The sequence below is a fragment of the Nitrospira sp. genome (assembly GCA_029194665.1).
Classification (GTDB): Bacteria; Nitrospirota; Nitrospiria; order Nitrospirales; family Nitrospiraceae; genus Nitrospira_D.
The window spans coordinates 580,233-603,370 of record JARFXO010000003.1 but is presented as its reverse complement, the minus strand read 5'-3'; the positions used below and the strand labels follow the sequence as shown (position 1 = coordinate 603,370).

Below are 23,138 nucleotides of genomic sequence, written 5' to 3'. Positions count from 1 at the left end.
ATGGAGAATTTTCTTGCCCCACGACGGTTGCTCCTGGGACCGGGTCCCAGCAACGTGCATCCTCGGGTACTACAAACTCTGGCAACTCCGCTTGTCGGGCATCTGGACCCGGCATTCCTGACGGTCATGAACGACATCCAAGCGCTGCTGCGCCGCGTATTCTCAACAAACAATCAATTTACGATTGCCGTCTCAGGGACTGGATCAGCCGGTATGGAAGCTGCGGTCGTGAATATCGTCGAGCCAGGTGACGCAGTCATCGTTGGCATCAACGGGGTGTTCGGGACTAGACTCGCGGCAATCGTTGAGCGCTGCGGAGGGAAAGCCATTCGAGTGGAGGTTCCGTGGGGGCAGGTCATCGAACCGGATATGATTGCCGCAACGCTCCGGCAGTCTGGTCCGGTCAAAGCCGTTGCGCTCGTGCATGCCGAAACTTCGACGGGGGCCTGGCAACCTCTTGAGCAGATCAGCGCCCTTTGTGGTCCACACAACGCCCTGCTGATCGTCGATGCGGTCACATCCCTTGGCGGAATCCCTGTGGAAGTCGATCGGTGGGGCATCGATGTGTGCTACAGCGCCACGCAAAAATGTCTCAGTTGCCCGCCTGGCTTGGCTCCCTTGACTGTAAGTAAGCGCGCCCTTTCCGTCGTCAAGAATCGCCGTTCTCCCTGTCAAAGCTGGTATTTGGACCTGTCCCTCATCGCGGAGTACTGGACGGAGCACAACCGTGCCTACCATCATACGGCGCCGATCTCAATGCTCTATGCCCTGAGGGAGGCGTTGCGCTTGATCGAGGAAGAAAGGCTTCCAGCCAGATTTGCTCGCCATCACCTGAATAGCCGTGCGCTGCTCGCTGGATTGGCGGCTCTGGGTCTCGATCCCTTACCTCCCCCTGATCGGCGGCTTCCGACGCTGATCTGCGTCAGCGTTCCAGCGCATATCGATGAGGCAGCCGTCCGATCTCAGTTGCTAGGGATGTACGGCATCGAAATCGGAGGAGGCCTTGGCCCCCTCAAGGGGAAGGTTTGGAGAATTGGACTGATGGGAGAATCATCGACTGAGGCCAACGTCCTGACCCTGTTGAACGCCATGGAGGAAATCGGTATTCGGAGCGGGTGGGTTTCGACTCCCGGCGCCGCGCTGCAAGCCGCTGCGCATATCTATAGTAGAGGCGATAAGTTGTGACGATTGCCATTCATCAGGTACGCCTCATCGATGGGATGGGAGCTGTGCATGACCGTGTGACGCTCCTCGTACGCGGCACCAAGATCTTGGCGGCCGGCCCAAGCAAGGAGGTCAGGATCCCAAAAGGGGCTGTCCGTATCGATGGCCGTGGTCTTACGATCATCCCAGGCCTCATCGACTGTCATGTCCATCTTTGCTTGGGCGGAGAGCCGGATGTCGTCGGCACACTCGAATCAGAGCAGCCTTCCTATACGTTGCTGAAGTCGGCCACACATGCACAGGCGACAATCGACGCGGGATTTACGACGGTACGCGACGTTGGATCTCGGGATCATTCTATTTTCACGCTGAAACAGGCTATTGAAGCGTGCGTGACACCTGGACCACGCATCGTGGGTGCAGGACGCGCCATTTGCATGGTCGGTGGCCACGCAAGGTTCATCGGCCAGGAAGTGGAAGGCCCGGCGCAGGTTAGGCAGGTTGTGGCCGAACAGGTCGCAGCCGGTGCAGGGGTCATCAAGGTCATTGCTTCGGGCGGAGTGCTGACGCCCGGCACCTCGCCGGACGAGGCTCAAATGACCATGGAGGAGTTGGCTGCAGCGGTCGATGCGGCACAGCAAGCCGGGAAACGAGTCGCCGCCCATGCCCACGGTGCCACCGGAATGAAGAACGCGATCAATGCAGGGGTACGATCGATTGAACATGCCACGTTGTTGGATGACGAGTCCGGAGCGCTCATGAAGCAGTATGGGGTCTACATGGTCCCTACCCTTTCTGCTCTGGCGACCACCGCGGCTTGCAGATCCGGCTGCGGCATTCCCGAAAGTGCGTTAACGAAGGCCAAGTCCATGACCAAGCGCCACCAGGCCAGCTTCAAAGCAGCCCATCGAAGCGGCATCGCCATCGCCATGGGCACCGATGCCGGAACTCCATTCAATTACCATGGAGACAACGCCCAGGAACTTGAACGGATGGTCGCTTTTGGCATGACGCCCATCGAAGCCATTGTCGCCTCGACTGCCACGGCAGCCCGGCTCATCGGGATTCAGGATTCTGTCGGAACACTGACCAAAGGAATGGAAGCCGATCTTGTGATCCTCAAAGGAAACCCGCTTCGACGGATCGAGGTGCTACGAGACCGGGACAAGATTATGGGTGTGATGAAGGCCGGGAAGTTCGTGTCGGGACCGCTTGCCAGGACATAAGTGGTAAGGGGTTATAGGCTGTATGATGAGCGAATCAAATCTCAAAGACCTCACAGTGGATGAAGCCGGCGCAGCGCACCTGCGGCAGGAAGTCCATGAATCTGTCCGGCGCTGCACGACAGCCGATAGACGAGAGCATGAGGAACTCGCCCAGGCTGCCGACTATAGACGTGAATAGTGAAACACTACACGTGAAAAGTTCAGAGTCTACTGCAATTCATCCGGGCTACTTCCCCCCTGGGGTATACACTCCTAAAACTCTAGGACCAAACTCGCATACAGGTTTGTTTCTGTTGGATCAGGCTGCTCTGCCTCTCCCGACCTGGGACTTGCCGTACAGGCTGAGCAAATCCTGTGTTGTCGTTGGTATTCACACTCGATCCTCTGAACAGCACAACCACCATGGAAATCATGTGATTACGTGCGACCTCACTCGGTCGGGCTTGGCCGCTCTAGACTGACTGCATAGAATCGACAGAATCTGACCCGATACATGTGGATCCCATCAGATTCACGTAACGTGCGGCGAGCCTCATTTCACCAAATGGCCGCAAGGCAAACGTTGGCGTACAACCTAGAAAGCAAAGAATCGTCGTGCCAATTTCTCTTGATCGATTGCATACGAAACGAGCCTACTGTCCTAATCCAGGAAAAGTCCCATAGAGGCGGCCTCAGCACGCATGTCCCCAAGTCTCAACTCTGACTGCTGCCGCCGGAGATCATCGAGTTGGTTCAGCTCGTTCTGTGCCTGGTGAAAAGCGTTGATAAACTGAGTGCGCTGACCGGAAGAGATATTACCCGATGATTGAGCCAACACCTCCATTAATAGCTGCAGATCCATCATGCCCGCAGTGAGTATTGGCTGTCCCAGGGCCGTTTGCTTTCGTGACTTCCAGACCATCCAAAAAATGAAGCACATAACCGCTAAAGGGAGAAGGAAAGCTAGGAGGTTCCAAATCGCACCTGCCATCAAGAATGCAGATAAGACTCCTTCATTTCCATACATGGGCTGGCCCTCCTCGTGATAAAAAAATCAGGCCGATTTCCATCAGAACTAACTGATCCTTGTCCTAGCCAACGACTATAAGTACAGGTCGAAAACCCCAGAGTTCTTATTAAGCCATCCGTTATAATTGGCCTTGTATAGCTTTCCATTCTCCGGGCAGAGGACTTCGATCTTCTTAAGCTGCCAAGAAGACCCTCGGCTCTCGCCGCGGCCATCATGGATGACCTTGATCTTGGTTAGCTCTCCCACATCAAGCAATCCACCGAACTCGATGGAATCGACTGCATTCTTGTTGTGGTTATCGCGCGAGTCGTCATGCTTAAGTTGACGTGTTTCGTGGGCATTTCCCAGGCGATCGACCCCATACAGGACGACCCAGATTCCAGCGTCTGTGCCAGCACCATCTGCGGACCCCGTGTAGGTCTTGACCACGTATGTAACGGTCTTTCGGCTAGGATCAATGGCATGCTCACCCATAAACTGACGGGTGATATAGTTTTCGTATTCCGATGCCCTTGCTTCGAGTTCAGCGCGTCTTGTACCGGTTGCCAAAGTCCAGATTGGTGTGAGAGGCTTCTTGGTGGACGGTATGGTGAAATCGAGAAAACCTGGGTTGTTCGCTATGGAGTCCTTCCAGCGCTGGTAGGAAGATTGATCGACGATAGAGCGGCCTCCTATAGTCGGGTCACCGCCCAAGGTTGCTGTTTCGGATACCGAATGCTTTTGGTATGTTGCAAAACTCGAACTGGATTGCACGCCGGTCTGTCCCCCGACGATATCGCGAAAGTCCGCTTCAGCCATGGCTCGAAGGTCAGTATTTGACGCTAGATAAAAAGTGTCCACATAGCTCCAGTGGTTCAACCGTCCACCCATGACAGCCCCGGTCAAGAAGTAAAGCCCAAACTCATCAAACAGACGATCCGGCAGCCATTGCCCATCGGGGTTGTCAATTGCATTCAGTGCTTCGTCTGTCAGATAGGTACGCAGATCGTTGCGATCTTCCAAGTGCAAAGCAAACACCTGCGTGGTATCCATCACGTTAGTGAACGCATGGTACATATTTCTGGTTGTCGACGTGTTGAAATCCATTTCTGTCTGAGCGTGGAAGCCAAGGAAACCAGCCTCCAACCCTGTGGAAATGGAGAGGCTTTCGGCGTATTTGGTTGCCGTCTCTCCAACGATGGTCTGCCTCTTCGATGACGAGAGTCCGTGCACTGTAACAATCGGCCAGTGGTTGTATGAGGTATTTCCAATGCGGGTCTGCTCTAAGCCCGGCATCTTGTCCACGTCGAATAGACGGCGCTTCAACGACGATGCCTCCGCGTATAGACCAAAGATGTTATAGCCGCAGCCGATTACCTCAAGGCCCGGAACAGGGCGAACGCTTGCGTATCGGGCTGCAAACCGTGATGGGAATTCTCGATAGTCCTGCAAACCTCTCGTGTCGCTTATAATCATCGTTCTTGCGCCGGCATGAAGGGCGGTGCGAAAGATAGGCTTTCCCACCTTTCCGACTGCTACCTGAGGACTTACGGTTGTCGAAATCCCAGGAGCAAGAGTGATAGTTCCTGTGGGACGCAACACATCAATGCGAGTCGCATCCCAATCCAGATCTGTTACTGGTATGTCAGAAGAAATTGCGACCGGCTGGCGGGCAACAGGGACGCCCGGACGTGGCGTATAAGTCACGTCCGGCTGATTGATATGGAATTTTTGCTTAAGCATAGTAGCCTCCTTTCAGAATGGCGATTTGTATGGCAAATTTCAGCTTCTAGTTTCGTAACAATGCAGCAATGCTTGCATTACTCACATCCTTTCCACGACAAATCGGCCGAACAGTCCCGCAGTTCAGTGGCGGGCCTGTAAGGACTGTACCGCTGCAATTGTTAGACGGCTCGCCTTGTCCCCAGACCAACGATCGTGGCTTGTCCGAAAGGATATTGCGGACATGTCTTCCTTCAATTTTGGGAGCGATTAAGTACAACCTGTTTATGATTCGAGGACTTCTGGATGGAACCAACCTCGCCATGGTTCTTCAACCAGTCACCGAAGATCTTCGGCAACAATGACTTACCCAATTCCACCTGGCGTGCGGCGGGAAGGCCCTTTTTCTTTATCTTGAACCAGCCCAGATCGAGGTCGAGGTCGGAGACCACGGCGATGTAAAAGAAGCCGGCGGCGATCGGTATGGAGAGTAGCCCCAGATCCTGATCTTCCGACGGGAACTCGTCGAGTGCTGCAGCGACAAACTCGGCCCCATTTCCCGGCGTGGCGAGGGCATGTAACAGTTCGCGCGCTACCTCACCCGCCTGCTGACTGTCCACCGTCGCCTCGACCCAATTTGTCGGCAGATCCTGCAGCGATGTACCTGTCTCCCGTGCCACCGAGTCGAGTACCTGGGGTAGGTCGTCAGCCGTCTCGACGCCTGGCATCTTCCTCAGGATGCTCGAAGTGAGCTGATTCACGACATAGAGGGCGTCTTTGTCATCAACGGAGTCAATACGTTCGTGGATTGTCTTCATCTTATTATTCTCCTTTCTAGTTCCAGTGACCAAAGAGCACGAAGGGAGCCCAGAAATACGGGTGCGAACGCCGGCTGTCCGCCTTTAGCTCGCATATCGCCTGTCGCAATGCTTTCCACTTGGGTATTCCGTCCAACCAAAGCTCGTAGAAACGCACCATCAAATCCGTGGTCGCTTCTCTGTTCGCGTTCCAGCATGCGCCGAGCACCGATCGAGCGCGACCCCGCAAGAGTCCCCAGATCATGCCGAGCGCCTCGCCCGGCGCGATCTGTGCGCTGCGACCGCACACGCAGGCGGAGAGCGTGACATGAGAGCCCGCGATTTCTAACTCCGCTGCATCGTCTGCGGTAAAGAGGAAACGCTGCTGCTCTTTGGCGGACGGAAGCGTTCCGCGATCCGCGATAAAAATACCGGATCGCTTCAGCGGCGCAGTGGGTTCAAAATGACCGTGTGAGGAAAAATGTACGAGCCGATGCGTTAGGGTTGACTCGGTAAGCAGTTGTCGATCGATACGCTGCGCCTCGATTATCATCCGATCAGGAATACGGTGTTCAATCGCCGCAGCGATGCGAGCAAAGGCTGTCGCCTCTTCCTCACTGCGAGGACCGTCACGCGGAATGCTGAAGATGCTCGCGTCTTCAAGCGGTCCGTACAAGGCGGCATCACGAGCGCCGGCGCTCAGCAATTCCGCGCCGGGCGCATGCACCACTCCGACGCGATCGATCAGCGGCTTCCCATGCCAGTGCAGCATGTGGGCGGGGATTGTGCTGACCTCGTGCGGAAGATTGACGCAGAGTAACCCAATCCCGTCCAGTTCCAGCCAGTCAACCAAAGGCGACAGCGCCTGAATCACTGGTTCATATGGGCTCTCCTCAAGCCGCTTCGGATCGATCTTAGGTCGGAATGAACGGACATTTCCGTCATTGATACGCTGCAATTCCAGCGCCGCCTCCGTAAGGTGCGCTGCGCCAAGCTCGATCCGTTTGATCGAAACCTTCCCGTCGCCTCCAACCGTGACCGCGTAAGTGCAATCGTCGTCTGCAAGATAGTTAATGTACAGGGCTTCCGCTCCTATGGCCGGCAGTGTTTGTCGTAGATCGTTGAGCGTCCTGCCCTCCAGAATCGCCAGATCTGTGCAGGTGTCTTGGCGGGTCGCGACGAAGGGATGTGCGCGAGTACTCTCAGTGAGGATCTTCCACTTGGCACTCTCGATGACGTGGAAGATTTCTTCCTCTTGTCCGGTATTGAGTGCGAATAACACCTCTGCGTTGCTTCGGTAGAGATAGTTAAAGTAACCGGCCAGGCGCCCCCTCATCAGAGGATTCTCGATATGAGTGCGGCGGTCCTCGATGTTTAGTCGTAGGTCACGGTGCGCTACAGCAGAGGCCTCAAAGTCTTCTAGGCGTTTTAAGACAATGCACTGCATCCACTTGGCGGTGGCGTAGTCATCCCATTGATCGAGCGCCTCAGAGTAGGCGATTATCTCGGTGAGAGTCGCCAGCAGCCGTCGAAGGATTACTTTGTCGTGCCCGTGCCCAGAAGTCAGCACTTCTCCGGCAAGGTCCATGCACTGGATGAGGCTTGGCAGGGGGCTGCGTTGGCTCCACAGGTCGGAGGTGAGCTGCTCAAGCCTTTCGATAACACTCAGGCCCTGCGCCGTCACTGCCGCGCCTATCAGCGTCGCCAAATGTCCACTGCCCGCGAGCGTCCCTGTTTGATCTCGAACGAGAGCTTCAGCTGCCTGCATCATCCGAGCCGACTCGGCACCTTGCACACCGAGAAGTGCTCCTAAAGCATCGAAGATTTGTCGCTGCATGTCGTCTACCGTCAGCGACTTGGGCTTGACCTCGTCTACGCGGCCGTAGAAATCCTGCAACTTGCGTCCAAGTCTCTCCGCCTCGATAATCTGACTGGACTCAATCCCACGAGAACGTGCCTCTTCCAGCATCCCGATCGCACGTTCGTACTCTCCGGCGTGGAATAGCGCTTCCACTAGTGCTAGGCGCAAACCGGAGGCGAAAGACGGATCAATCTGAGTGCGCTCCGCCACGGCCAGCCAACGCGGGTACTCGAGGATCAATTCCCGATAACGGCCAGAATGTGACAGCGCGAACTTCAGGAGATCCAACACGTTGTTCACCATGTGGCGTTCTGCCTGCTGCCCATGAACGAATGTGAGGTCGTGTTCCAGCGCGCGGAAGAGTGCACCGGCGACCTCCGCGCTTGTGATCATGTCTCCTTGGCCACGCAGGCTGTTCGCAAGAACCTGGACACCGAGAAAGCGCGTCTGCAGGTCAACGCCTTCGAGTAGGAAGTAGCGAGCCTGGGCTGCCGTGTCGCCGAGAGGCTCAAGCAAAGTCTTGAGGTGCGGTTGGTCATTCACCCGAACGGATTTCAGCAAATCCCAAACGTCGATTCTTGGCTGTGGTAATTTACGGATCATAGTGACTCCCATCCACGGTTACCGGGCAGCATCTGCACGACAGCTTCTCTAAAGACCTCTTACCCAAGCCGTTGAACCATTCGACAGGTTTATCCTTCGGCCAGCCGACCAATGGGCAACGTTCGTTCACTATCTTGGGTCATGCCCTCATCAATACTGCTCCGTATTCACGTAACCACGAACGCACCCGTCAACAAGTTCAGCACCAAGGCTCCTCGAAGCCGCCGGACGGCTACTGCTCCAACTGAATGCTGACCACGATCGCACCCATGACGTCATTGAGCTTGAAGTCCCGCTTCGGACTGTCGGGATGGGCATTGTGGCAACCGGCACAAGACTGAGCGACGGCCAGATCGGCATACACCGCTTCAAAATACCGGGTGTCGCCCACCTTCGTAACGCCCTTGTAGGGACGATCGGGATGATTCGCGACGGCGCCGAGCCCGATCCTTTCAAGCGCGTTCGTCGCCACATTGCGTTTGTTGATCGGCCAGAAACTGATCAGCCGGTACTGCATCCCAAGGCCCTGCTTGTCGGCGTAGCGTCCGGATTCCAGCAGGAATTGAGCCGGGAGGGGCAAGGTGTTCCTTTCTTCCCATTTTTCTGACGTCGCAACGACCCCTTTCGTTTGCATGCGTTCGACGGCATGCTTGGTATACACCGCGCGGTCAGCCTCGATGACGGCGTGGATGTAATCGACCACCGCCTCGATCGGGAGGTTTATCGATGTGGCTTCAGGCAACGCCCGAGCGGGCCACAGCACCGTCGCGCCTCCTACTACCCATACCACTAGGGCTTCCCACAGCAATTTCCTAGAGGGTGTCATAGAGACCTCCTTGTGTGCGGGCGGATGGATCGCCTGACCGGCCGCACCTCGCGATCCTGTCCGGCATCAATCCGAGCTTGCCTTGGTTGCATACGATGGATCATTGCTTCGTCTCTAAGTGTCTTTTCCGCCGACCATCTGACTGACGGATGCACCTTCATACCATGCGAACTCGGACACATAGGGGGACACATTGCCGTTCCAGCCCTTCTTTTTTTGTTTTAGGGAACGCGGCATGAGATATGAACGCCAATTTTTTGACAGCGAGTACTGCCAGGGCAGAGTCAGGTGCACTTTTTCCAACAGCAAACAGGATGGTCGCAAGCTGAAGAGGATGAGCAGATTAAGATGCTGAAAGGTTCTTGGCAAGGCGTTGCATTTCTACAGAAGGTTCTCTCCCAGCCATAATCACTGCCTTATGATAGCGAACCAAGACCTTTTTAGCCTCGCTCTGGCGATCTAAGTCAAAAAGAAATCTGATCAAACGTGGGTAAAGCGGCTCAGCCAACGGATCGGCTTCCACTCCGTTTTCCAAACAGGTCAACGCGGCTTCATTCGTGCCATCCGCCTTCTTCCACTCGCTCAGTTGTTGCACTGCTTGGACAAACTCCTGTCTGAGACCCTCCCTATAGCGATCGGCCCATCCACAAGCACCATCTGCTTCAAGGAATGGCCCCCGGTACAAGGCAATCGCCTGCTCATAGCGCTGGACCCTGACATCCGGCTCAGCTTGTCGAGGCTTGGAATTGTCCGTGCTGTTGAGCAGGGTCTGAAATGCCATGGCATCGACCCAACAGTGCTGTCGGTTCAATGACACCTTACTCTCTTTCATCTGAATGAGGCCCTCATGACAGACCAGATGCCGCAAACGCTGGAGCGTCTTATGGAAGGTCTCCTCACCTACATCACCTTCCGCGTCCGGCCATAGCGCATCGATCAGCCGTGACGTTGGAATCTCACGACCACCCAACGCAATCATCGCCTTCAGCAACGTCAGCACACGATAGGGCGCTTTCCGTCGCGGCGGCAGCGGCTTGCCATCCACATGAATCTCAAAGCGACCCAGGGTGTAAATCTTGACTGGCCAGGGCCAGGTTTCGTTTGCCGACGTGTCGGCGTCCGGGACCAGCCGGGTTTTACGAATCAGATCTCGCACGTAGTCGACTTCAATATCAGCTTCCAAGGCCCTGACACAGAGGCGGGCCATCATCTGCGGAATCCACCAGGGAAAGTAACTGAAGCGCTTTTCTCTGCCTATGGCTAAAGCCTCCCGTAAGACCGCCAAGCCAGCCTCCTCCCGTCCCTCGTCCAGGGCAAAATGAGCTTCGAGTAAAGAACTCATGAACTGTAGCAGGCCACTTCCCATCTGCTCGCCAATCAGTTTGACCTGATCGAGATACTGATGCGCGCGTGGATCACCGCGTGGGTGAAGCAGGATCGCTGCCGCGTAAATGTGGTGCGCTTCCGCTGCAGAGGTTCCCTTCACCCACCGCAACTCGGAGCATTGTTGAACTAGATCCCAGGCTCTAGTCGTATCGCCTTTCAGTCTTGCGAGCCACGCGTGGCACATCAACCAATTCCCGTGCATCACATGACTGGGATTCGCCACCAGTGGAGCGGTTTGGGCCAGATAGTGCTCCGCTCGAATGAGATCATTCTGGAGCAATGAACCATAGATGGCCGATGCCAAGAGGGCGGCGTCGAAGAGATGCACACCGGTCGTCTGTGAAACGGCAAGCGCTTCATCTGCCACCCGGCAGGCAACCTCGGCATCCCCTCGATTCCAAGCCAACACCGCGTGATTCTCATAAAAGAGCATTCTGGTCAGAGGAGGAGCCGCTTGGGATGCAGCGGCAACTCCCAGCATGTCGTTATATTTCTCTGCCGATGCAAAATCTCCGATCCAGACGAAGAGATGAGTCATGACCGCACTCAAGGCCATGCCCTTTGACAGGTCCGGTGATTTCGCGATGAGCGTTTTCGCCCGATCGATCCAGGGATTCATGAGCGCGCGTTGAGGGCGCCTCCACATCAGCGCGGTGAAGATACAAAACGTCATTTGAGTCTCAATCTCGACGGAAGGAAACGATACATCCGGTGGCATGAACTCGGGCAAAAGATCGATCCATCGATCGAGTCTATCGATATCGAGCCAGGAATATTGAATGGCTGATACAGCCCCGGACCAGGCCATGCACATGCCTGTCGTGTCGTTCAGAGCTTTGAAGTGCTCGAATGCTGCCGCAAAGATGCCTTCACTTTCCAACGGATTAAAGGGCAGCCGGCACGAGCCCAACCAAAAGAGGAGCCATGGCTCCTGGTCGCGTAGCTCTGTCGGTACCTGACGAATCCATTCCTCCAGCGTGTGGGCTCGTCCCTGCGCCAGAAGCTCAGGTCCTTTTGACAGAATCATGCGGACAATCTGATCTGTTTCGCCGGCTTCTTGATACAAGAGGACCGCATCCTCGATCCTGCCCGCTTCCTCCAAGAGTGTGGCAGCAGTCTGCTGGGTCGCCTGGACATCCAAGGCCGGCAGGGTGGCTTTCGCATGGGATCGCAAAAACTCCTTGAATAATGGATGGTACTGATACACCGATCCGGCACCCATGCGTCGTTCGGTGAAATAGCGAGATTGATAGAGACCCTCTAGTATGTCACCTGCCGTCGCCTCTCCCGTGAGCCTGGCAGCCGTCGCAGCCGTCATGTCCGGCAAGAAGGCTGTGTGCAACAAAAAACTCTGCTTGTTCAAACTAAGCTTCTGTAGGACCTCCCGTGCCAAGTAGTCGAACACGACTTGCGGCGTTGCGACGTGTGGGATTTCCTGGGTTTTGGCTTGTTCGAGTTGCAGTACCAAACCGGCTACCCAACCTTGGAACTTGTCATGCACCTTCCCTATCGATTCGTGGGATTTTCGCCTCTGGGATTTCTTATGTAAGCGCACGATGGAGCGTGATTCCTGCTCCGTCAGCCGCAGAGACTCTTCTCCAATGAAGTTCATTTGCTGTCTAGCTTGGGCTTGTGCCCACGCCGCCGGAGGGAGAGTTCGGCTGATCACCAAGATATTCACTCCCGGCGGCACCGACGAGATGCCAAGGGCGAGCATCTCGTGCAAGGCAGCATCTACCGGCACTTCTTGATAGTTATCGAACACCAGCACGACAGGCGACCTGAGCCGCCGGTAGAGTTCCTCGAAGAAGCGGCGCGTGAAGGTGGACAATCCTTTCAAGTATTCGGGGGTCAAATGGGCCAATGGTTTCTTGAGGCGCGGCGTCCCCTTCTGAACCGCGAGCCCGAGATAATGGAAGAAGGTGGCCAGGTCGTCGTCGCCTTCATCCAGCTGATACCACAGCGACCGCAGCTTGTGAGTTCGCAGGTAGCCGGCGACGAGGGTCGTTTTGCCGAATCCCGGTGGAGCGTTAATCCAGACAGTCTGTCGCCGCCGAGCCCGATCGAGTAATCGATACAATCGGGGACGTTCGACGATGGCAGGAAGGCGCGGTGGCGTGAGCTTCGCGAGGTGAGCGTGACGGTTCATGGCTGCTTTGACTCAACGAGCACCGTCGAATCACAGAGGTCGGGCTACATCTCTACTCCACCTCCGCAGGTTCAACGTCATAGGTCCTTGTCATGTTTGCAGTTCTTGTAGAATCACCCAACTCTGTCCAATGCACGCGCAGCCGTTCGGTCGCATCCAGGAATTTCTGACGCAGGCGATTCTGTTGCGCCTGCGCCCAGGTCGCCTCATCGCCATTCAGAAAATGCCCGCGATAGAGCGCGACGGCTTGTTCGTAGGCATTCACACAGGTAGCCGTTTCGTCCTGCGCCCTCTTGTTCGATCCGTCACGATGACTGAGCAAGCCTTCAAACGCCAGGGTATCCACCCAACAGACTTGTCGGTTCAGGGACACTTTGTTGCCCCTGACTTGGATGACGGCGTCCTGGTTCAGCAACCGCCGAAGGCGCTGGAGCGTCTTATGGAAGGTCTCCTCACCTACATCACCTTCCGCGTCCGGCCATAGCGCATCGATCAGCCGTGACGTTGGAATCTCACGACCACCCAATGCAATCATCGCCTTCAGCAACGTCAGCACACGATAGGGCGCTTTCCGGCGCGGCGGCAGCGGTTTGCCATCCAGATGAATCTCAAAGCGACCGAGCGTGTAAATTTTGACGGGCCAAGGCCAGGCTTCGCTGTCCGACGCATGGTCATCTGGAATAAGGCGGGTCTTACGAATGAGGTCCTGCACGTACTCGACCTCAATATCGGCTTCCAACGCCTTGGCGCAGAGACTGGCCATCGTTTTTGGCAAGAACCAATGGAGAAAGCTGAATCCCCTTTCCCGGCCTATGGCAAGGGCTCGTCGCAATGCAACCAAACCAGCTTCTTCTCGTCCTTGGTCAAACGCGAACTGCGATTCCAGCAGGTAGGCCCTGAACTGCAGGTTAAAACTTCCCATTTCGTTTCCAGCGAGCTTGACGTGGTTGAGGTATCGCCTTGCCTGTTGATCGTCACCGAGTCCGTGAAGCACTTCCGCAGCCGCGCAATTTATTATCGCTTCTGGATGCAAACTTCCTTTCAATCCTTTTACCGCTAATGCTTCCTGGATGAACTCCCAAGCCGTTGTCAGATCTCCCTTAACTCTCATAACCCATGCGTACAAATAAAGGTAATTGGCACGCATCACATGCGCAGGGTGTGTCACTAGGGGAGCACTTTGTTTGAGGTACTGCTCAGCGGAAGCCACATCATTTCGATACAGCGACGCGTAGGCCCCTGCTGCGAAAAGAGCCACATCAAACACATGCACCCCAGCTTTCCTGGAGATTGCAAGCCCCTGTTCGACGAGACGCATAGACTTCTCCTGATCTCCGAGGTTCATTTCTACGACCACTCTGTTTGCATAAGAGACCAGGCGCATCAATGGCGGGCTGGCTTCTGATTCAGCGGCAGATTTCAAGGTCCTCGAATATTTGTCGGCAGACTCTATGTCACCAAGCCACGTGAAGAAGTTGCCTAAAACGGCTACGAAAAAAGAATATTTCTCAACGTCCGGCACTTCCTCAAGAATATGCTTGGCGCGATCAATCCACGGCGTGATGGATGAGCGTTGTGGCCGCCTCCACATCAATGCCGTCAGCAAGGAAAATACGACTTGAATCTCGATCTCCTTTGAAGGGAAGGAGGTATCAGGAGGGACTGTCTCAAGCATGATCTCGATCCACCGATCAAACCGGCTGATATCGATCCAAGAGAATTGTATCGACGAGATGCTGCCGACTAACGTCAGCAGCACACCCGCCATATTCCCCTGTTCCTTGAACAACTCGAACGCGCGAGCGTAAATGTCCTCGCTTTTGAGCGGAGAAGTCGCCAATCGGCAGGATCCCAGCCAATACAAGAGCCACGGTTCTTGCTCATAGCAAACATCCGGGATGTGGGCGAGCCATCGTTCTAACGTTTGATAGCGTCCCTGTTGGAGTAATTCCGCCGCGCGTGTGAGGATAATCCGGATGATCTCTCCGACCTGGCCGGCTTCGGCATACAAGGCCACGGCGTCTTCGACGCGATCCGAGTTTTCCAACAGTGCCGCCGCAGTGTTCTGGATCTCCGTCACCTCGTCGTGATGGAGGATCGCGTGTGCGCGATCGCGCAAGAATCCTCGAAACAACGGATGATATTGGTAAATATATTCCGTCCCTGCGCGCCGCTCCGTGAAGTGTCGCGACTGATACAAACCCACCAATATGTCAGCGGCCGACGCATTTCCCGTCAGTTTCGCAGCCATGGCCGTCGTCATGTCGGGTAGAAAGGCCGTGCACATCAAAAATTCCTGCGTCTCTGGACTGAGACGTTGCATGACCTCACGCGCCAAGTAATCGAATATGACCTGCGGTGTTTCTCCAGAAAGAATCGCGTCCCGCTGCTTGTCCATTTTGGCCTGCTCCAGCTGGAGCACCAGGCCTGCGACCCATCCTTGCAGTTTGTCATGCAGTGCTGCGAACTTAGGTATGGGTACCTTCAGTGATTTCATATGTAAGCACACGATGGCTCGGGTCTCGGACTCGACAAGCCGAAGGGCCTCTTCATCAAGAAACTGGATATGCTGGGCTGCTTGCAGGCGCGCGAATGCCGGGGGCGGCAAGGCGCGGCTCATGACGATCACGTTCATCCGTTCCGGTAGTGCCTCGACGCTCAGCGCCACGGTCTGATGGAAGAGCGAATCCAGAGGTGCTTCCTGATAATTGTCGAGAATCAAGAGCGTGGGCGGCTTGAGTCGCGTATACAGTTGTTCGAAAAACCGGCGGGTGAACGTGGGCAGTCCTTGTAAGTATTCCGGCGTCAAGTGAGGAAGAGGCGTTCGACACCGTGGCGCCGCTTGCTGAACCGCAAGGCCGAGATAGTGAAAGAAGGTGGCGAGGTCGCTGTCGCCTTCATCCACTTGGTACCACAAAGGGAGGATCTTACGAACTCGTAGATAGCTCGCGACGAGCGTAGTTTTGCCGAATCCCGGCGGGGCGTTGATCCAGATGACAGGCCGTTTGCGGGCTCGATCGAGCAGCCGATACAATCGTGGCCGTTCAACGATGGCAGGAAGACGCGGCGGATGTAGTTTGGCCAGAGATGTGGAAGGATTGCGGGACCGAAGCACTCGTGCCATTCGGCATCCTCGCACTGATCGGCCACAAAGCTCACCCATCATGGCACGACTGTCTCGGCAACTCAATATGCAATTTGTGAAATATTGATTCCCTATACGTAGTTATGATACCGAGTCACACCAAGTGCCTGAGCGCTAGCATTGAGACTTCTGTGCGAGCAGGCCGAGATGCCGGGAAAGTATTGTGAAATACGGTTCCTGCTTCTGCCGAGCATCGTTCTTTTTATTCTGCTTGGGTGGTCCTCTTCTTCCCGTGCCGACGGTATCCGCAATCCCTTCCAAGGCGCAGCCGCTATCGCACAGGGAAATGCTTTTGCCGCTCAAGCGGACGACCCTACGGCCGTTTTTTATAATCCCGCCGGGATGACACAGCTGCATGGCGTTCAGCAGACGGCCGGCGTGCAATTCGTCAGCGTCAATACACACTTCACGAGTCCTACCGGTGTGACCACCAGAAATGAGCAGCCGTTCCCGATTGGTCTTCCGCCGCCGGGGCAGCTGTTCATCACGGCCAATCTCAAGGATCTTGGGATTCATGCGTTGGGAAATTTGTCGGTCGGTCTCGGGTTGCAGAACCTGTTTGGTTTCGCGGCGAAGTATCCGCAGAATGGCCCATTTTCCAGCGCCGTCACGTTCGCGCAGTTTCCTCTGATCGATATCAAACCGACGTTTGCCTACAAAGTGACAGACAGACTTTCTGTCGGCCTCGGCGCCGATATCTTTATATTTGTCCCTTTTCTTGGCGAGGGACATTTGGAACAGCAGTCTGTCCAAGGGGGCAGCACCGTTGAATTGAATGGGAAGGGTGCCACGGCCGGGCTCAATGCCAGCATCTTGTATACGCTGCTTCAAACCGATGCAGGTAAGCCTCGCCTCAATCTGGCCTTTATTTGGCGCAGCCAAGCGGTGCTCCCTATCGAAGGGGTATTCCTGGTGAATGGCGCCCTCGTGGCGAACGCTTCCTCGTCCATTCGTCTTCCTGAAATCTATACCTGGGGCGCGGCCTTCTGGCCTATCCGAAACGCTGCGCGTGAATGGAAGATTGAGGTCGATGTCGATTATGCACGATGGGCGTCGATTCGAGATTTCGATGTTCATCTCTCGAACGGCGTGACCCTGGCAAACCCCCAACAGTGGAGCAACGCCGTCAGCATCGGCGTCGGCACAGAATACCGATGGCTGTCATTCCCCAGCCATCCCGCTTGGAACGTCGCCTTGCGCACCGGCTATCTCCATTCTCAACAAGCGATCCCGGATGTGAATTATAATCCTGCTGCGCCGGACGCCCAGTCCCATACCCTGTCTGTCGGTGTCGGCCTCCTTTGCAAGGAGAATGGAAGATTTTTAGGTCTTTTGACCTGCGGCTCAGAGGCAGGCTTCTTCGGTCGGAATGCCTTGGGAATTGATCTGGCGTACCAGGCGCTTCTGTTCGAGTCTCGAACCGTCACCGGCAATCTGAATCCCGCGGTGAATGGCACCTACCAGACCACCACGCACGCCGGATCGATTACCATGCGGGTCAACTTCTAGCTGAAGAAGCCTTGCATTCATTTACAAAGAGCGCCGCAGTGTTGTATGGTCCCATATAATTATATGGTATTGTGAAGTGCCAAAGGCAAGTTTTGAATGGGATGAGGGAAAAGACCTCCTCAATCAAAGAAAGCACGGTGTTTCTTTTGAAGAAGCTCAAAACGCCTTTGACGACCCCAAGCGCATCATTATTCGAGATCTTGATCATGAAAAAGGCGAAAAGCGATTCTTCTGCCTCGGATTGGTCAAGGGAAATGTTCTAACGGTACGATTTTCTTATAGGAGAAATCGCGTGCGAATTTATAGAGCAGGATACTGGAGGCAAGGGAGAAAACGCTATGAGCAAGAAAATCAGATACACCAGTGAGCGATTGACTATGGGGGAACGTGTCGCAGATTTTCTGCCGCCACCTTCGGCCTTAGTTAAGCGTGAGCCAACCACGAAAGTCACGCTCGAACTGACGCAGAGTAGTCTTGCGTTTTTCAAGAAACAGGCCAAGCGTGCACATGTACCCTATCAACGCATGTTACGTGGTCTCATCGATGCATATGCAAAGCAATACGATGTGGCGGTGTGAGAGGCCTACCGCCTCTCGTAGAACAGCTCCAGCGCCGAGGCGATACCATGCACGCGGCCGTTACGAAACGCCGTGTCGAGACGATTTCGCAGTGCTCGAATCCCGCTCTCATCCCCACGCTTCGTCACTCCCTGTGACACCATCATCTCCACCGCCACTTCAACCAGACGTTGTTTTCGTCCGTCCATATCACTTGTCACAAAGTCACCCACAATTGCCGCCGCGCGCGCGGTGACTACGTGTTCCAGAAATGAATCGTAGCCCTGCTCAGCCACAACCTGTTCTCGGACGAGAGCCAGCTCCGCCTTCACTCGCTTCACATCTTTCATCAAGATCGCGAACAATTCTTTCCTGCCTTCGTCGAAGAGCTTCCGCTCCATTGCATCGAGAATAACGCTGGGATCGACTGTTTCAGCCCGTGGCTCAGGTCCCCAAGACAATCGATCGTAGGTTTTGCGCTTTTCAGGATCTCCGACGATCTCATAGGCAACATTGATCGCTCTGATCCGTTCGTCCGCATCCTTCCTATGAGGATTCCTGTCCGGATGATGCTCAAATGCCAGCTTTCGATAAGCCTTCTTGATGTCCTCGTCGGACGCCTCACGTGGGACGCCGAGTACTTCGTAGTAATTCATCCGTGGCATGCGAAGGACTATAGCACGCGCCTTTAGCGGCCTTCACCTTGACTCCTGCATTGAACAACTCTAGCCTGACGCAACTCCTTGGGACATGAGGTGTGGAGCGACGATGGTGTGATGAAAACATCCTGGCGATCCGGTGTCACACCCTACCAGTGGTTAGTCTTGTTCGTGGCCTGGCTGGGCTGGGTCTTCGATGCGATGGACGCGACGATCTATGCGATCGTCCTCCATCCAGCGCTCCACGATCTGTTGCATTCTGCAAGCGGCGATCCTCCGACCACGGAAGAAATCGGCTGGTACGGCGGGATCATCTTTTCGATTTTTCTTATCGGCTGGGCCATCGGTGGCATCACGTTCGGGGTTATGGCCGATCGATTCGGACGCACAAAAATCCTGATCGCTACGATCATCATTTATGCCGTCTTCACCGGCGCCGCTGCACTGGCAGAAACCTGGTGGCATCTCGCGATAGCCAGGTTTCTGACCGCCCTCGGCATCGGCGGTGAGTGGGCGGCAGGCGCTTCAATCGTGGCTGAAACATGGCCGGAAGAGAAGCGTGCCAAAGCGGCAGGCATTCTCCAATCGGCTTGGGCCATGGGGTTCTTTTTGGCCGCCACGATGAATTTGACGTTGAGAGATGCCTATGGCTGGCGAGGATTGTTCGTCATCGGTATTCTTCCGGCGTTCGTCGCCCTTCTTGTCCGCTGGTGGGTCAAGGAGCCGGACCGCTGGACCCATGCACATGAGCAGAAAGCCATCCCCCTGACAGCCATCTTCCAAGGTGACTTACGACAAGCCACGTTGGTGGGTTCCGCGCTCGCGTTCGTCGCCGTGTTCGGTCTCTGGGGAGCGACGAATTGGGCCCCGACCCTTATTCGTGAATTGCCGGACCTAAAGGGACAAGAGCCGGCAACCCTCACCAAGTATGTGAGCTACGCCATCATGGCGTTGAACGCCGGGGCGATCTTCGGCTATCTCGGCTTCGGCCCCCTCGCCGACCGGTTCGGCAGACGACCGGTCTTCGCCTTCATGTGCCTCGGCAGCCTCATCATGTTGCCGGTCACCTATTTGATGCCTTCGAGTTACACGGGAGTTCTGATGCTGCTGCCGATCCTTGGGTTTTTTAATAATGGAATTTTCAGTGGATTTCCGATCTATCTCCCAGAGCTATATCCTACACAGTTACGCGCAACTGGAGCAGGCTTTTGCTTCAACGCGGGTCGCGTGATGGCCTCAGCCTCTCCATTTTTAACCGGCTGGCTCGTCACGACACTTGGCTCCTTTGGGCGGGCAGCAAGCACCGTCGCGATGATCTATTTACTCGGACTTATTGTGCTTTTGTTCGCTCCAGAAACGAAGGGCCGTCGCCTGCCCGACTAGCCCTTGACTTGTGGATGTCCGAGCTTATCTCGTGGCTATGGATACAACAAATACCCCACGAGTGCTCACTCACGATGAACAAAAAGCCGCAGAAGCGGCTTTTTCACGTCGGCCTCTTAATCCCGCCTGGTCTGAATCCGCGAAAAGAGTGTATGAAGGCCTTATCCAGGCGCTTCCCGCTCTGCCGGATGAGCCCGTTGTCCCACCAGATCAGAACGTTGCAAACAATGAATCGTCTACCGAAGTGGCTCCACCGTTACCGACAACAGAGGAACCGAAACTCGAAAGCCCGATTGATCCGGGCAAAACGCTCGAAGCACGGACCGACATTCCAGCCAACCAGTTGATCACGAACCGCCACCAAGCGATTCTAGCCGGATTCCTGATCGATGTGTCCACGGATGCCCAAAAACTCGGCCTAACCTTCCCTGTCACTATAACGAAGCCTCTCTGGGAAATCGGGATCGCGCCTGGTGAGTCGATGTCGGATCAGGAGAAGGCTGAACGGTTGCGGGATGTGTTGATGGCGTTTCGACTTCGCATTGCCAGCCAGGCTACGCTCTCGCCGCTGATTGATTTTCCGGCTATTCTGGCCCTGCCGCCCGGCGGCGTGCCGCAGGCGGTGCCGCTGTTCGCGTTGATTCAACCGGACGAAGAACATCGCGCGGCGGTGACCCTCCTCCTACCTAATGAAGTCTCCGCGACGATCATTCCGATGAACTGATCCATCTCAGGCTCTCCTCAACTTCACCCGCCTACGCAGGAAGCCACGGTGGTCAAACTGTGAAGCTCAGCCTCGTACTCCCGAGCCGCCGCACAATGGATGCAGCATGGGACCTCGTCCCTCTGGAAAACCTGCCTGTTCCCGTTTCTGTCGCTCATTGGACAACCTCTCACGTCGTGCTTGAATGATATTCTCAAATATGTGAACATACAAGTCACGAGAAAGAGGAGACATTGCCGAGGACGCGAGTCGTTTTCTATCAGGAACGAGACGGTCATGTGCCGGTATTGGAATGGCTGGACACGTTGCCTGCAAAGATCCAGGACAAATGTGTCGTGAAAATCGAACGGCTGCGAGAACTCGGTCATGAGCTGCGGCGTCCTGAAGCGGATCTTTTGCGAAACGGCATCTATGAACTGCGTATTGGGCGGGAGGGGATGGACTATCGGATCTTGTATTTCTTTCATGGCCGTATGGCCGCCGTCCTGGCCCACGGCCTCGTCAAGGAGCGTGAGGTTCCGGCAAAGGACATTCAAGCGGCACTGGAGAGGAAACGGCTCTTTGAGCAAGATCCGCACAGGCATACCTATCGGGAGGAATAACCATGGCAAAACGAAAACACGCAACCACGGCGGATGCCGTGCAGATTCTTTATCGCCGATACTACGAAGGGAGGCCGGACCGTATACGAGGGTTGGAGGAAGCGCGGGCACACGACAATGTGGCACGGAAGCTCACCGCATTACGGCTTCGGGCGGGATTCACGCAACGGCAATTGGCCGACTTGGTCGGTACGACGGCCTCAGCCATCTGTCGGCTGGAAAATGCGGACTATGAGGGACATTCCCTTGCCATGCTGAATCGGATCGCAGCCGCCTTAAAGCAGCGCGTCGAAATTCGCTTTGTTCCGGTCGCGCAAGGCAGAGCGTTGAAATCGGCCTGATGCATTGGCGCTTGGTGCAAGAGCGAAAGCCGTTGAAGAAAATCCAACCGTTGGAGTAGCCCGATGCCCTTTCGTCTGATCGATGCACGGTAGGTCCAGGGTTTTATGCTGTGGCTCAAGTTCAGCGACGGCGTCGAAGGGGAAATCGATCTCCGAGACGAACTGACGGTCCCATCTTTGAGTATTAAGGAATGCCGACGTGTTCAAGCAGTTCCGCATCGATCTCGATCTCCATACTCTGGTGTGGTCCAACGGAGCCGATTTTGCGCCGGAGTTTCTGCATGACAACGTCCTGGGCACCGCCTAACCGGCCCCCCTACGCTCGCTCAAGCAAGTAATCTCATCTTCCATGCCCAGTCCTCGCAGCCCACAGGGAACTTCGTCCCTCTGGAAAAGCTGCCTGTCCCCGTTTCTGTCGCTTGAGCTGAGCTGAGAAAGTTGGGCTAAAGAGCATACGATAGAGATGCGTTTTCTTCTGATTTTCGGTAGGATGATCATCGAGAACGTGCCGACATCTGGAGGAGGTACAATGCGCCAGACCATCAAAGCACGGTATCATGATGGGGTTTTGCAGCCACTGGAGCCATTAATTCTTGAAGACGAGGCGGAAGTGCAGCTCACGTTGGAAACGGAGAGTACAGCGAGTGTTGATGATATTCTGCAACGGGCGGCGCGCGTCTATCAGGGCCTCACCCCTGACGAAGTCGCGCAAGCGGAAGCCATCGCGCTCAACCGGCAAGCGTTCTTCCGTGAGCCTGCCGCCTGATGCCTCAACCGCTCGCCCTCCTCGACACCGATATTCTGTCCGAACTCTTGAAGCAACATCCGTTGGTCGTCCAGAGAGCCCGAAGCTATTTGCTCGAGCACGCACAGCTCGCTTTTTCGATCATCACGCGGTATGAACTCTTGCGTGGACTGAAGGCAAAAGATGCCCATGCCCAAGAAGCGGCGTTTCACCTCTTATGCCAAGGCAGCCTTATACTACCCCTCACCGACCGGATCATCGAGCGAGCCGCCACACTTTATGGAGAACTGTATCGCCAAGGGACGCTGCTCCCTGACGCCGACCTACTCATCGCAACCACCGCGCTCGATGCGGAACGCACCCTCGTCACAAACAACCTCGGGCACTTTCAGCGCATTCCACAACTGACGATTGAAACCTGGAAACGGTAAGCGCAGATCACGTCCGAATCGGGCAAGTCAGTCAATGGTCGTACCAGACCCCATTTGAGGCTTCGCCGCGACCATCGGTGGCAAGGACGCTTCTTCCCATGCGTGCGATCCCCACATCACGCCCCTCAATTCAAACAATAGTTCCTGACACCTGTTTCTTTCCGCCGAAAGGTCACGTGCCGCCGGTTTCCTCGGACCACGACATGATAGAGCACCTGCGGAGCGAACACCTGGGCCCGGTGCGCCAGGTGCACGAACCCTAGCGGAAGAGAAACAGATAGTCACGGTATCAAAGCCTGCCCCCTCTTGTCTTGTCCACA

At 55.4% G+C, this 23,138-nt stretch carries 19 protein-coding genes; 11 read left to right on the top strand and 8 right to left on the bottom strand.

The annotated features are described in order from the left end of the window. Genes P0119_12335 through P0119_12325 form a run of 3 tightly spaced genes read left to right on the top strand, consistent with a single transcriptional unit; the run spans position 1 to position 2,568 of the window. Complete coding sequence (locus P0119_12335) at positions 1-1,185, top strand: alanine--glyoxylate aminotransferase family protein (protein MDF0666844.1); 1,185 nt, start codon at positions 1-3, stop codon at positions 1,183-1,185. Beyond that, positions 1,182-2,390 carry an amidohydrolase family protein gene (locus P0119_12330; GenBank protein MDF0666843.1) on the top strand — a complete coding sequence of 403 codons (1,209 nt, stop codon included), beginning with the start codon at positions 1,182-1,184 and terminating at the stop codon, positions 2,388-2,390. The genes P0119_12335 and P0119_12330 overlap by 4 nt, the downstream gene beginning before the upstream one ends. A 22-nt stretch (positions 2,391-2,412) precedes the next feature. Next, on the top strand, positions 2,413-2,568 hold the full coding sequence (locus tag P0119_12325; protein ID MDF0666842.1) for a hypothetical protein: 156 nt from the start codon (positions 2,413-2,415) through the stop codon (positions 2,566-2,568). Between the two features lie 462 nt (positions 2,569-3,030). Here the strand turns inward: P0119_12325 and P0119_12320 are convergent, their stop codons facing one another. From P0119_12320 to P0119_12290, 7 genes are all read right to left on the bottom strand, one after another. Beyond that, positions 3,031-3,396 carry a hypothetical protein gene (locus tag P0119_12320; protein ID MDF0666841.1) on the bottom strand — a complete coding sequence of 122 codons (366 nt, stop codon included), beginning with the start codon at positions 3,394-3,396 and terminating at the stop codon, positions 3,031-3,033. Positions 3,397-3,471: 75 nt separating this feature from the next. Continuing rightward, positions 3,472-5,121, bottom strand: coding sequence for a PLAT/LH2 domain-containing protein (locus P0119_12315; protein ID MDF0666840.1), 1,650 nt, complete (start codon positions 5,119-5,121; stop codon positions 3,472-3,474). 233 nt (positions 5,122-5,354) lie between these two features. Continuing rightward, positions 5,355-5,918 (bottom strand): hypothetical protein, encoded by a 564-nt coding sequence (locus P0119_12310; GenBank protein ID MDF0666839.1) that lies wholly within the window; start codon positions 5,916-5,918, stop codon positions 5,355-5,357. 16 nt (positions 5,919-5,934) lie between these two features. Next, positions 5,935-8,361: a CHAT domain-containing protein gene (locus P0119_12305; GenBank protein ID MDF0666838.1), complete on the bottom strand. Its 2,427-nt coding sequence runs from the start codon at positions 8,359-8,361 to the stop codon at positions 5,935-5,937. Between the two features lie 232 nt (positions 8,362-8,593). After that, positions 8,594-9,187, bottom strand: coding sequence for a DUF3365 domain-containing protein (locus tag P0119_12300; protein MDF0666837.1), 594 nt, complete (start codon positions 9,185-9,187; stop codon positions 8,594-8,596). A gap of 343 nt (positions 9,188-9,530) precedes the next feature. Then, positions 9,531-12,722: a BTAD domain-containing putative transcriptional regulator gene (locus P0119_12295; GenBank protein ID MDF0666836.1), complete on the bottom strand. Its 3,192-nt coding sequence runs from the start codon at positions 12,720-12,722 to the stop codon at positions 9,531-9,533. A 52-nt stretch (positions 12,723-12,774) separates the two neighbouring features. Continuing rightward, positions 12,775-15,846 carry a BTAD domain-containing putative transcriptional regulator gene (locus P0119_12290; protein ID MDF0666835.1) on the bottom strand — a complete coding sequence of 1,024 codons (3,072 nt, stop codon included), beginning with the start codon at positions 15,844-15,846 and terminating at the stop codon, positions 12,775-12,777. Between the two features lie 168 nt (positions 15,847-16,014). On the opposite strand from P0119_12290, the gene P0119_12285 reads away from it, so the two are divergent. Continuing rightward, the gene (locus tag P0119_12285; protein ID MDF0666834.1) at positions 16,015-17,376 is read left to right on the top strand and encodes an outer membrane protein transport protein; all 1,362 of its coding nucleotides are present in this window, start codon (positions 16,015-16,017) and stop codon (positions 17,374-17,376) included. 338 nt (positions 17,377-17,714) lie between these two features. Next, the gene (locus tag P0119_12280) at positions 17,715-17,954 is read left to right on the top strand and encodes a hypothetical protein (GenBank protein ID MDF0666833.1); all 240 of its coding nucleotides are present in this window, start codon (positions 17,715-17,717) and stop codon (positions 17,952-17,954) included. A gap of 5 nt (positions 17,955-17,959) precedes the next feature. On the opposite strand, the gene P0119_12275 is transcribed toward P0119_12280, so the two are convergent. Continuing rightward, the gene (locus tag P0119_12275) at positions 17,960-18,589 is read right to left on the bottom strand and encodes a DnaJ domain-containing protein (protein ID MDF0666832.1); all 630 of its coding nucleotides are present in this window, start codon (positions 18,587-18,589) and stop codon (positions 17,960-17,962) included. A gap of 120 nt (positions 18,590-18,709) precedes the next feature. On the opposite strand from P0119_12275, the gene P0119_12270 reads away from it, so the two are divergent. From P0119_12270 to P0119_12245, 6 genes are all read left to right on the top strand, one after another. Then, the gene (locus tag P0119_12270) at positions 18,710-19,975 is read left to right on the top strand and encodes an MFS transporter (GenBank protein ID MDF0666831.1); all 1,266 of its coding nucleotides are present in this window, start codon (positions 18,710-18,712) and stop codon (positions 19,973-19,975) included. A 37-nt stretch (positions 19,976-20,012) separates the two neighbouring features. Beyond that, positions 20,013-20,699 (top strand): hypothetical protein, encoded by a 687-nt coding sequence (locus tag P0119_12265; protein MDF0666830.1) that lies wholly within the window; start codon positions 20,013-20,015, stop codon positions 20,697-20,699. A gap of 233 nt (positions 20,700-20,932) precedes the next feature. Then, a complete protein-coding gene (locus tag P0119_12260; GenBank protein ID MDF0666829.1) occupies positions 20,933-21,301 on the top strand; it encodes a type II toxin-antitoxin system RelE/ParE family toxin in 369 nt (122 codons plus the stop codon). 2 nt (positions 21,302-21,303) lie between these two features. Next, the gene (locus P0119_12255; protein MDF0666828.1) at positions 21,304-21,642 is read left to right on the top strand and encodes a helix-turn-helix transcriptional regulator; all 339 of its coding nucleotides are present in this window, start codon (positions 21,304-21,306) and stop codon (positions 21,640-21,642) included. 529 nt (positions 21,643-22,171) lie between these two features. Continuing rightward, the gene (locus tag P0119_12250) at positions 22,172-22,408 is read left to right on the top strand and encodes an antitoxin family protein (GenBank protein MDF0666827.1); all 237 of its coding nucleotides are present in this window, start codon (positions 22,172-22,174) and stop codon (positions 22,406-22,408) included. Further along, positions 22,408-22,818, top strand: a complete 411-nt coding sequence (locus P0119_12245; protein MDF0666826.1) for a type II toxin-antitoxin system VapC family toxin — start codon at positions 22,408-22,410, stop codon at positions 22,816-22,818. The genes P0119_12250 and P0119_12245 overlap by 1 nt, the downstream gene beginning before the upstream one ends. Positions 22,819-23,138: the final 320 nt, after the last annotated feature.

Coding starts and splice junctions, on each gene's coding strand:
- P0119_12265 (MDF0666830.1), top strand. CDS start 20,013: ATGGATACAACAAATACCCCACGAGTGCTCACTCACGATGAACAAAAA.
- P0119_12285 (MDF0666834.1), top strand. CDS start 16,015: ATGCCGGGAAAGTATTGTGAAATACGGTTCCTGCTTCTGCCGAGCATC.
- P0119_12300 (MDF0666837.1), bottom strand. CDS start 9,187: ATGACACCCTCTAGGAAATTGCTGTGGGAAGCCCTAGTGGTATGGGTA.
- P0119_12270 (MDF0666831.1), top strand. CDS start 18,710: ATGAAAACATCCTGGCGATCCGGTGTCACACCCTACCAGTGGTTAGTC.
- P0119_12325 (MDF0666842.1), top strand. CDS start 2,413: ATGATGAGCGAATCAAATCTCAAAGACCTCACAGTGGATGAAGCCGGC.
- P0119_12255 (MDF0666828.1), top strand. CDS start 21,304: ATGGCAAAACGAAAACACGCAACCACGGCGGATGCCGTGCAGATTCTT.
- P0119_12335 (MDF0666844.1), top strand. CDS start 1: ATGGAGAATTTTCTTGCCCCACGACGGTTGCTCCTGGGACCGGGTCCC.
- P0119_12320 (MDF0666841.1), bottom strand. CDS start 3,396: ATGTATGGAAATGAAGGAGTCTTATCTGCATTCTTGATGGCAGGTGCG.
- P0119_12310 (MDF0666839.1), bottom strand. CDS start 5,918: ATGAAGACAATCCACGAACGTATTGACTCCGTTGATGACAAAGACGCC.
- P0119_12245 (MDF0666826.1), top strand. CDS start 22,408: ATGCCTCAACCGCTCGCCCTCCTCGACACCGATATTCTGTCCGAACTC.
- P0119_12290 (MDF0666835.1), bottom strand. CDS start 15,846: ATGGCACGAGTGCTTCGGTCCCGCAATCCTTCCACATCTCTGGCCAAA.
- P0119_12315 (MDF0666840.1), bottom strand. CDS start 5,121: ATGCTTAAGCAAAAATTCCATATCAATCAGCCGGACGTGACTTATACG.
- P0119_12305 (MDF0666838.1), bottom strand. CDS start 8,361: ATGATCCGTAAATTACCACAGCCAAGAATCGACGTTTGGGATTTGCTG.
- P0119_12295 (MDF0666836.1), bottom strand. CDS start 12,722: ATGAACCGTCACGCTCACCTCGCGAAGCTCACGCCACCGCGCCTTCCT.
- P0119_12275 (MDF0666832.1), bottom strand. CDS start 18,589: ATGAATTACTACGAAGTACTCGGCGTCCCACGTGAGGCGTCCGACGAG.
- P0119_12280 (MDF0666833.1), top strand. CDS start 17,715: ATGAGCAAGAAAATCAGATACACCAGTGAGCGATTGACTATGGGGGAA.
- P0119_12250 (MDF0666827.1), top strand. CDS start 22,172: ATGCGCCAGACCATCAAAGCACGGTATCATGATGGGGTTTTGCAGCCA.